This window comes from Vibrio sp. Evd11 (assembly GCF_900382755.1).
GTDB classification, from domain to species: domain Bacteria; phylum Pseudomonadota; class Gammaproteobacteria; order Enterobacterales; family Vibrionaceae; genus Vibrio; species Vibrio lentus.
The window spans coordinates 1-9320 of record NZ_OSDX01000107.1 but is presented as its reverse complement, the minus strand read 5'-3'; the positions used below and the strand labels follow the sequence as shown (position 1 = coordinate 9320).

Here is a 9320-nt window from a genome sequence, read left to right as displayed (position 1 = left end):
GGCTTGTTCAACACTCGGGATTTAGTGTTGGCTTCGCAACACCTTAATCCTTATTTGTGATTTAGTGTTGGCTTCGCAACACCTTAATCCTTATTTGTTAGGTGTTAACGCTCTAACACAGTCAGTGGCCAGCCAATATCAGTTTGTCGATTGGATTCGATTTCTAGCTCTGCGGCTGTGAGAGGGTTGTCTTGCAGCCATTGCTTCGAGATCGTAAGTGTCAGATTGTCGCCTTCTGTCGTCAGTTGAACTTTAGGTTCCAGTTCAGGAGTACGACGATGGGTAAGCAAAATAGCCAAACGCAGAATACGTAAAATACGCTTGCTGCTCGTACCAGAAACAGCGTGTTGTTCTGGTAGTGAGGTTAATTGCTCACGGTAGCGACGTGCTAACTCACCCAAGTAGTGCTTTTGAGCTCGGGTAAAGCCTGGCAAGTCTAAGTTCTGTAGTAAGTAAGCGCTGTGCTCTCCGCCTTTTTTGAAATCAATGGTTAAACCGATTTCATGAAGCTTCGCGGCAGTTTGCAATAATACGCTAGCTTGAGGCTCTGAAACCCAAGTTTCGGCTCCTGCTTGTTCAAACAACGTTTGTGCTAGTACAGCCACTTGTTCACCGTAGCTCACGTCCATTTGGTAGCGAGATTGAACGCTTGTCACGGTACGAGCACGGATATCTTCTTGGCGTAGTTCGTCAACCATCTCGTAGGCTAGGCCTTCACGTAGTGCGCCGCCAGCGAGTGTCATCGAATCAATTTCAAGCAGCTCAAAAATCGCGATAAGAATAGAAAGACCACTTGGGAACACTAATGCACGTTCAAGGGTTAAGCCTTCTATCTCAAGCTCTTCTAAGCGCTCTGTAATCATTGCTTGTTTTTGTAGACGCTTAAGTTTGGCATGAGTAATGACTTCATCCATGCCTTGCGCCAACATGATTTCTTGCAGTGCTTGAACAGTGCCACTTGCACCCACACACACATCCCATCCGATATCAGTGTAGCTATCAAGGATAGGAGCCAACGTAGATTTAGCCGCTTCAATGGCGTTATCAAAGTTGGTTGCGGTTAATTGGCGATCTTTAAAGTGGCGTTCAAGCCAAGTAACACAACCCATCTTTAGGCTGGTTAAGGCTTTGGCTGAGAAACCTTCACCGATGATCATTTCGGTACTTGCACCACCAATATCAACCACTAGTCGGCGGCCGCTGCCACCAGAAGTGTGTGCTACGCCTTTATAGATAGTCGCAGCTTCTTCTTCACCAGAGATAACATTGATGTCGTAACCGAGTATCTGGTTCGCTTTCTCTAGAAAGATATCCACATTAGTCGCTGTACGCAGGGTAGCGGTACCGACAATGCGGATATTTTCTTTTGGAATATCTTGCAGTCGCTCTGCAAAGAGACTCAAACAGTCCCAGCCGCGCTGCATAGCTTCTGTACTAAGCGCATTGTTTTCATTTAAGCCTGCAGCTAAACGCACCTTGCGCTTAATTTTAGCCATGGTTTGAACGCTGCCATCGATATGACGCACAACGAGCATATGAAAACTGTTCGACCCGAGGTCGATTGCAGCGTAAAGCGGGGGTGACACTGTTTGACTCATAAGCGACTAAGCTTCCTTGTTATGACGCGGTTGGCGTGGGCGACGGTTCTGGTTTGGTTTACGGTTACCGTTGCGTGGACCATTGTTGTTTGAGCGACGTTGTTGCGGGTTACGTGTACGTAAGCGCATCGGTGCTGGCAGATCTTCCAGTAGTGCAGAAGCATCGTAGTCAGACATTGGGATAGCGTGCTCAATGTATTCTTCGATTGGTGGCAAGTTGATTGCGTAATCTTCACAAGCAAAGCTGATCGAGTGACCGCTTTCACCAGCACGACCTGTACGGCCGATACGGTGAACGTAATCTTCACAATCGTCAGGTAGGTCAAAGTTGAATACGTGTGTTACTTGAGGGATGTGTAGGCCACGTGCTGCAACATCCGTTGCGACAAGCAGGTCAACATCACCTTTAGTGAATTGCTCAAGAATCTTTTCACGTTTCTTCTGAGGAACATCACCCGTTAGCAAACCAACACGGTGACCATCGGCAGCCAAGTGGCCCCAAACTGATTCACATTTGTGCTTAGTGTTAGCGAAAATGATTGCGCGATCTGGCCACTCTTCTTCGATTAACGTTTGTAGAAGAGCCATTTTGTGTTCGTTAGAAGGGTAGAAAAGCTCTTCTTGAATACGGTGACCGGTCTTACGCTCAGGTTCAACAACGACATGCTCTGGGTTGTGCATGTGTTCGAATGCAAGTTCTTGTACGCGGTAAGACAGCGTCGCAGAGAACAGCATGTTCAGGCGATCTTTAGGTTCTGGCATACGGCGGAACAAGAAGCGGATGTCTTTGATGAAACCAAGATCGAACATGCGATCAGCTTCGTCAAGAACAACAGCTTGAATGTGGTTAAGGTTAAATACCTTTTGTTTGTAGAAATCGATGATGCGACCAGTCGTACCAATTAAGATATCTGCGCCTTCTTCGATCTTACCTAGTTGCTTGTCGTAGCTCTCGCCACCGTAAGCTAATGCTGCTTTGATACCCGTGCTTTCAACCAGAGAGTCAGCATCGTTGTAGATCTGAATCGCGAGTTCACGCGTTGGTGCCATAATAATCGCACGTGGCTGATTAGGCTTGCGGCCTTCATGCTCAGGTGTTTTTAGCAGGTGGTTGAATGTAGCAGTAAGAAACGCTAGCGTTTTACCAGTACCCGTTTGGGCCTGGCCTGCGATGTCTTGGCCGGTGAGCAGTACCGGGAGCGCCAAGGCTTGGATAGGGGTACAGTAATCGAACCCTTTTTTCTCCAATCCTTCAATGACTTGCGGGAGTAAATCCAAGTCGGCGAACTTTTGCTCTGTGATATGCGTCTTTTTCATTGCTATAGAATATCAGCTTAAGCTTGCAATACGAAAGTAAATACATTCCAATAGGGCATCTATTTACTGGTTATCATCCAACCAGTTCTAAAAAATACATTGGAGTGGAAGATGAGTGATAAGATTTTGCAGCTAACTGATGACGGTTTTGATAACGATGTGATCAACGCTGCAGGCCCGGTTCTTGTTGATTTTTGGGCAGAATGGTGTGGTCCATGTAAAATGATTGCTCCGATTCTTGATGAAATCGCAGACGAGTACGAAGGCAAGCTCACTATCGGTAAATTAAATATCGACCAGAATGCTGGAACTCCACCAAAGTTTGGTATTCGTGGTATTCCAACGCTACTTCTTTTCAAAGATGGCGGCGTAGCAGCAACTAAAGTTGGTGCATTGTCTAAAACTCAACTTAAAGAGTTCCTAGACGCTAACCTTTAATTAGGTGAGCCTTTGAAAAGAAACCGCGCAGTTAACAAATGCGCGGTTTTGTTTTTTCTAAGCTATGGACTAGTCTTAGTTTTAGTGCTAATTTATCGCACGTTAATTGAACGAATTTCTCTTCTTGGTCGATCCTGTGACCAACTCCTTCTTAACTTAAGAAAACAGATCCTATTTTGACTAAACAAACTTCCACCACTATGAATCTCACTGAACTGAAGAACAGACCTGTGTCTGAACTTGTTAAACTTAGCGAAAGCCTAGGTCTTGAAAATCAAGCTCGTCTAAGAAAACAAGACATTATCTTCTCCATCCTTAAAGCGCATGCAAAAAGTGGTGAAGACATCTTTGGTGATGGTGTTCTAGAAATTCTTCAAGACGGTTTTGGTTTCCTGCGTAGCGGCGACAGCTCGTACCTTGCTGGACCAGATGATATTTACGTATCACCAAGCCAGATTCGTCGTTTTAACCTTCGCACAGGTGACTCGATTGGCGGTAAAATCCGTCCACCTAAAGATGGCGAACGTTACTTTGCACTGCTTAAAGTAAACACGGTTAACTACGACAAGCCAGACAACGCTCGTAACAAAATCCTTTTTGAAAACCTGACTCCTCTTCATGCCAACGAACGTATGGTAATGGAAGCGGGTAACGGCGCGACTGAAGATATCACAGCTCGAATTCTTGACCTTGCTTCACCAATTGGTAAAGGTCAGCGTGGTCTGATTGTTGCTCCGCCTAAAGCAGGTAAGACAATGCTTCTGCAAAATATTGCACAAAGCATTGCACGCAACCATCCTGAGTGTGAACTAATGGTTCTACTTATCGATGAGCGTCCAGAAGAAGTAACAGAAATGCAGCGCCTAGTTAAAGGCGAAGTAATCGCATCGACTTTCGATGAACCAGCATCTCGCCACGTGCAAGTTGCAGAAATGGTAATCGAGAAGGCGAAGCGTCTTGTTGAACACAAAAAAGACGTGGTTATCCTACTGGACTCAATCACTCGTCTAGCTCGTGCTTACAACACTGTGATTCCTTCATCAGGTAAAGTTCTTACTGGTGGTGTTGATGCAAATGCTCTACATCGTCCAAAGCGTTTCTTCGGTGCGGCACGTAACGTAGAAGAAGGCGGTAGCTTAACTATCATCGCAACAGCACTGGTTGATACTGGTTCTAAGATGGATGAAGTTATCTACGAAGAATTCAAAGGTACAGGTAACATGGAACTGCACCTTAACCGTAAGATTGCTGAAAAGCGTGTATTCCCAGCGATTGACTTCAACCGCTCTGGTACTCGTCGTGAAGAGCTTCTTACGAAGAACGATGAACTACAGAAGATGTGGATCCTGCGTAAGATTGTTCACCCAATGGGCGAAATCGACGCAATGGAATTCCTTATCGATAAGCTAGCAATGACCAAAACGAACGATGAGTTCTTTGACGCAATGCGTCGTCAGTAGTCTTGATTAGCTGATAGTTATTAAAAAGCGCTGCCTTCGGGTGGCGCTTTTTATTTGCATTTTGTAGCGACAGCTTGCAGAATGACCCAAAGTGTTACAAGGAAGTTAAAATGCAACATGGACTGTTGTCATCATTACTCCTGTCTACTTCACTGTTATTTTCCCCGGTTGGTATGAGCTATGCCACTGAGATGTCTCCAACTACAGTAGAGTCTTGGCTTGAGAATGATCAAGTAAAACTGAAAACTGCTGAATTACTCGAATTTGTCGTACGTGACGAAGTCAATTCGCTGCGCTTTGCACTCGAGCGTCTGACATTTCCTCAGCAAGAGGTGGCTCGTTACCAACTCTTGAAAAAGCTCGAACAGCAAAAAGTCGTACTCACGCCTAAGATGTCTATCTTCATTGAACAGCAACTTGCTATTGCGCCAACTTACCAAGTATTGGAGCGTGGCGATGGCTATGAGTTTACGGTACCTGCCTTTAATTACCCTTCGATTGCTAACCGATTAATCAAACAATGGCGCCAAGACCAAAAGACATTGGTCTTTGTGTTAGATGCTGAGAAACAAGAGCTCGATTTAAAAGAGTGGTTATCTGGCCCAGAGCATCAGGTTCAAGCGCGAGAAGCGCTGTTAATCAGAGAGCTCGATAGTTTGTCACCTGAAGCCGTTGATTATTTGACTAAGCAACTGACCACTTCGTCTATCGTAAGTTGGTTGCCCTCAACGGAAGTTGTGGTTCGACTGGCACAAGTTAGTGAAGACCCTGAGGTCTACAAGATCTTATGGCGTATGAAGGCTGACTACCACAGCCAAGCAGAGCTGGTACGTCTTGCTGAAACCAAACAAACTTTCGCGCTTGAACAGGTTATGGCTGCGACCAAGAACCCGCGTTTGAAAGATGAAGCCATCATGCTCTTGACCAAAGTGAACCCGCTCTCAGAAGAGGTGAAACAGTTTCTTGTCTCTCGGATGGCGATAGCCGATGAAGCATCGTTGGTTGCTCGTGAGCTGGCAAAACAAGGCCATACTCGCTGGTTGCAAGATCTTGTGAATGATAACCCTCAGGTGAAGAGCTCTTTGATCGAGCAAGCATTACCGTAAAGTGGATTTTGCCTCTCAATAACCACACTAAAAAGGGGGATCTCAGCGTCACCCTTTTTGATATACTGAGCGCAGAATAATCAGCATGTAGAAGCCCTATGAGTTTTAAAGATTTACGTGATTTTGTCGACCATCTTGAAAGCATTGGTCAGTTGAAACGCATTTCTCACCCTGTCGACCCAGACTATGAAATGACCGAGATTAGCGACCGTACTCTACGTGCTGGTGGCCCGGCTCTTTTATTTGAAAATCCCGTAGGCTATGACATGCCTGTTTTGACCAATCTATTCGGTACACCTGATCGCGTAGCCATTGGTATGGGGCGTCAAGAGGTCAAAGAGTTACGTGAAGTGGGCAAGTTGCTTGCTTACTTAAAAGAACCTGAGCCACCAAAAGGTTTTAAAGATGCTATCGATAAGCTGCCTGTGTTTAAGCAAGTCTTAAATATGCCAGCTAAGCGTCTTCGTAAGGCTGCCTGTCAACAAATCGTATGGCAGGGTGATGACGTCGACCTAGATAAAATCCCCGTGATGAGCTGTTGGGCAGACGATGTTGCGCCATTGCTAACATGGGGCTTAACGGTTACTCGTGGCCCGAACAAGAAACGCCAAAACTTAGGCATCTATCGTCAACAGAAGATCGGTAAGAATAAAATCATCATGCGTTGGTTAGCCCACCGCGGTGGAGCGCTTGATCTACGTGATTGGATGGGAACCAACCCAGGCAAGCCATTCCCTGTATCGGTAGCGTTTGGTGCCGATCCGGCCACCATTCTTGGTGCCGTTACGCCAGTTCCTGATACCTTATCGGAATACGCGTTTTCTGGCTTACTACGTGGTAGCAAAACTGAGGTCGTTAAATCAATTAGCAACGACTTAGAAGTGCCAGCGAGTGCTGAAATCGTAATGGAAGGTTACATCGACCCGAATGAGTTCGCAGACGAAGGGCCATACGGAGACCATACTGGTTACTACAACGAGAAAGAAAAGCATCATGTGTTTACTATTACTCATGTAACCATGCGAGAGAATCCGATCTATCACAGTACCTATACTGGCCGTCCACCTGATGAGCCCGCGGTATTAGGTGTTGCGTTAAATGAAGTGTTTGTTCCTATTCTTCAAAAGCAATTCCCAGAGATAGAAGACTTCTACTTGCCACCTGAAGGTTGTTCGTACCGAATGGCGGTCGTGACCATGAAGAAGCAATACCCAGGTCACGCTAAGCGAGTGATGATGGGTGTATGGTCTTTCCTACGCCAATTCATGTACACCAAATTTGTTTTGGTATGCGATGAGGATGTTAACGCACGTGATTGGTCTCAAGTGACCGCTGCTATGTGTGAACATATGGATCCGTCTCGTGATAGCTTGATGATAGAGAACACGCCTATCGATTCACTAGACTTTGCATCGCCAGTGGTAGGTTTAGGCTCAAAAATGGGTTTAGACATTACTAAAAAGTGGGATGCGGAGTTGGCACTATCACCTGATGCTAAATATTTACCTATAGATAGTCAGTATGTTGAAGGTTGCTTAGCTGAGCTAACCGAAACCTTCCCTGAAATTATTGATATTCACTTACAGAATGACAATGCGTGCATGGTCGTTGTGTCTATCGATAAACAAGCGGCAGGCAATGGTAAGAAAATCATTGAAGCGGTTTGGTCTCAGTTCGATGAGAACAAGTTTGTCATCGTGTGTGATAGTGACGTTAACGTCAGTGACTGGAATGACATTATCTGGGCGGTGACTACAAGAATGGATCCGGCAAGAGATACGTTCTTCCTGAAAAACCAAACTGGACATTCAAAAATGGGTCTAGATGCGACGAACAAGTTTGAAGGTGAGTGCCTGCGTGAGTGGGGTGTTCCAATCACTAAGAACCCAGACGTCGTTAAAAAAATTGATAGCATCTGGGAACAACTAGGAATCTCATGAGCTTCCAAGTAGTCTTATACCCAGAAAATATCAGTTTTACCGTAGAAAAAGGGCAAACGGTTTTGGATGCTGCGCTCAACAGCAATATCAATTTTCCAAACCGTTGCCAAGTTGGTGCATGCGCTATGTGCATGTGCAAAAAATTAGAAGGCCGAGTGAGTTACCACCTTGAACCCATGCTCACAGAGAAAGAGCAGTTACAAGGTTGGATTTTTGCTTGCCAAGCATTTGCAGAAAGTAATTTAGTTCTAACCTTTGCCGATTAAGGGTTAGTGAGAGGAAGAACATGACTATTAAATGTAAAGTGAAGTCTATCGAGCCATTAGCTTGTAACACTTACCAAATCCTACTTCACCCAGAAACACCGGTCGCTTTTAAAGCTGGCCAATACTTGATGGTTGAAATGGGTGAAAAAGACAAGCGTCCATTTTCGATTGCAAGCAGCCCTTGTCGTCATGAAGGCGAGCTTGAGTTACACATTGGTGCAGCTGAGCACAATGCTTACGCTTCAGAAGTTGTTGAGGTAATGAAGAAAGCGCAAGCTGAAGATGGCGACATAGCTATTGATGCTCCGCACGGTGATGCGTGGGTTAAAGAAGAAAGCGATCGTCCTCTGTTACTAATTGCTGGTGGTACTGGCTTTAGCTACGTGCGCTCTATTCTCGATCACTGCATCGCGCAGAACAGTAGAAAAGAGATTCATCTATACTGGGGCGCAAAAGATGAGTGCCAGCTGTATGCGAAGGAAGAGCTTGTCGACATTGCAGCAAAACACAGCAATGTACATTTTGTACCAGTAGTAGAAGAAGCACCTGAAGTTTGGCACGGTCAAACGGGTAATGTATTAGAAGCAATCACGCAAAGTTTCGAATCATTAGCTGATTTTGATATCTACATTGCGGGTCGTTTCGAAATGGCAGGTGCTGCAAGAGACTTGTTTACTCAAAATAAAGAAGCAAAGCGTGACCATATGTACGCAGATGCTTACGCGTTTATCTAAGAATACTTTTAGATTTAGAGCAAAAAGAGAGCAGAAATGCTCTCTTTTTTCCGTTTAGGTGAACTATTAGGCACTTAACCTCTATTTATTCATTTTTCATGAAAAAGTAGTTGCTAAGCTGAGAGGGTTCCCTATAATGCGACACCACTGAGACGGCAGACGCCACAAGGCTTCAGCAACAGTCAGTTAGACGGAAAGCGACAAAAATTAATTTTCAAAAAGTGTTTGACACTGAATGTTAATTCGCTAGAATGGCCGTCCACTTCGAGGGGCTCCTTACTTAAAAGGAACGCTCAACAAGTGAAGCTCTTTAATAATTTAAACCTATCAATCTGTGTGGGCACTCGTTGATGAATATCAAAACGTTTTATCGTTAGGTAAAACAGATTCTTCGGAATCAAAATTGATTTCAATGAACTGAGTGACCAATACGTTTAACTACTTGTAGTTATTCGGCACAG

The 9320-nt window shown here is 45.0% G+C and carries 8 protein-coding genes; 6 read left to right on the top strand and 2 right to left on the bottom strand.

What is annotated here, in order from left to right; all coding sequences use genetic code 11:
* Positions 1 to 104: 104 nt before the first annotated feature.
* Together gppA and rhlB are read right to left on the bottom strand one after the other, a co-directional pair.
* Positions 105 to 1598 carry a guanosine-5'-triphosphate,3'-diphosphate diphosphatase gene (gene gppA / locus ED652_RS23270; RefSeq protein ID WP_102291277.1) on the bottom strand — a complete coding sequence of 498 codons (1494 nt, stop codon included), beginning with the start codon at positions 1596 to 1598 and terminating at the stop codon, positions 105 to 107.
* Positions 1599 to 1604: 6 nt separating this feature from the next.
* Entirely contained in the window at positions 1605 to 2915 is a 1311-nt protein-coding gene (gene rhlB / locus ED652_RS23265) for an ATP-dependent RNA helicase RhlB (protein WP_004736636.1), read from the bottom strand.
* A 111-nt stretch (positions 2916 to 3026) separates the two neighbouring features.
* Between rhlB and trxA the strand changes: the two genes are divergently transcribed.
* The 6 genes from trxA (at position 3027) to fre (ending at position 8859) form a co-directional block, all read left to right on the top strand.
* Positions 3027 to 3353, top strand: a complete 327-nt coding sequence (trxA, locus tag ED652_RS23260; protein ID WP_010440700.1) for a thioredoxin TrxA — start codon at positions 3027 to 3029, stop codon at positions 3351 to 3353.
* Between the two features lie 200 nt (positions 3354 to 3553).
* Positions 3554 to 4813: a transcription termination factor Rho gene (gene rho, locus ED652_RS23255; protein WP_010440702.1), complete on the top strand. Its 1260-nt coding sequence runs from the start codon at positions 3554 to 3556 to the stop codon at positions 4811 to 4813.
* 110 nt (positions 4814 to 4923) lie between these two features.
* Positions 4924 to 5919, top strand: coding sequence for a hypothetical protein (locus ED652_RS23250; protein WP_122056312.1), 996 nt, complete (start codon positions 4924 to 4926; stop codon positions 5917 to 5919).
* Between the two features lie 98 nt (positions 5920 to 6017).
* Positions 6018 to 7859, top strand: a complete 1842-nt coding sequence (gene ubiD, locus ED652_RS23245) for a 4-hydroxy-3-polyprenylbenzoate decarboxylase (RefSeq protein WP_122056311.1) — start codon at positions 6018 to 6020, stop codon at positions 7857 to 7859.
* Positions 7856 to 8125 (top strand): 2Fe-2S iron-sulfur cluster-binding protein, encoded by a 270-nt coding sequence (locus tag ED652_RS23240; protein WP_122056310.1) that lies wholly within the window; start codon positions 7856 to 7858, stop codon positions 8123 to 8125. Before ubiD ends, ED652_RS23240 begins: the two co-directional genes overlap by 4 nt.
* 20 nt (positions 8126 to 8145) lie before the next feature.
* Entirely contained in the window at positions 8146 to 8859 is a 714-nt protein-coding gene (gene fre / locus ED652_RS23235; protein WP_122056309.1) for an NAD(P)H-flavin reductase, read from the top strand.
* The last annotated feature ends 461 nt before the right edge of the window (positions 8860 to 9320 follow it).

Bases quoted from the DNA above. Each gene is read 5' to 3' on its own strand.
- gppA (WP_102291277.1), bottom strand. From the start codon at position 1,598: ATGAGTCAAACAGTGTCACCCCCGCTTTACGCTGCAATCGACCTCGGG.
- rhlB (WP_004736636.1), bottom strand. From the start codon at position 2,915: ATGAAAAAGACGCATATCACAGAGCAAAAGTTCGCCGACTTGGATTTA.
- trxA (WP_010440700.1), top strand. From the start codon at position 3,027: ATGAGTGATAAGATTTTGCAGCTAACTGATGACGGTTTTGATAACGAT.
- rho (WP_010440702.1), top strand. From the start codon at position 3,554: ATGAATCTCACTGAACTGAAGAACAGACCTGTGTCTGAACTTGTTAAA.
- ED652_RS23250 (WP_122056312.1), top strand. From the start codon at position 4,924: ATGCAACATGGACTGTTGTCATCATTACTCCTGTCTACTTCACTGTTA.
- ubiD (WP_122056311.1), top strand. From the start codon at position 6,018: ATGAGTTTTAAAGATTTACGTGATTTTGTCGACCATCTTGAAAGCATT.
- ED652_RS23240 (WP_122056310.1), top strand. From the start codon at position 7,856: ATGAGCTTCCAAGTAGTCTTATACCCAGAAAATATCAGTTTTACCGTA.
- fre (WP_122056309.1), top strand. From the start codon at position 8,146: ATGACTATTAAATGTAAAGTGAAGTCTATCGAGCCATTAGCTTGTAAC.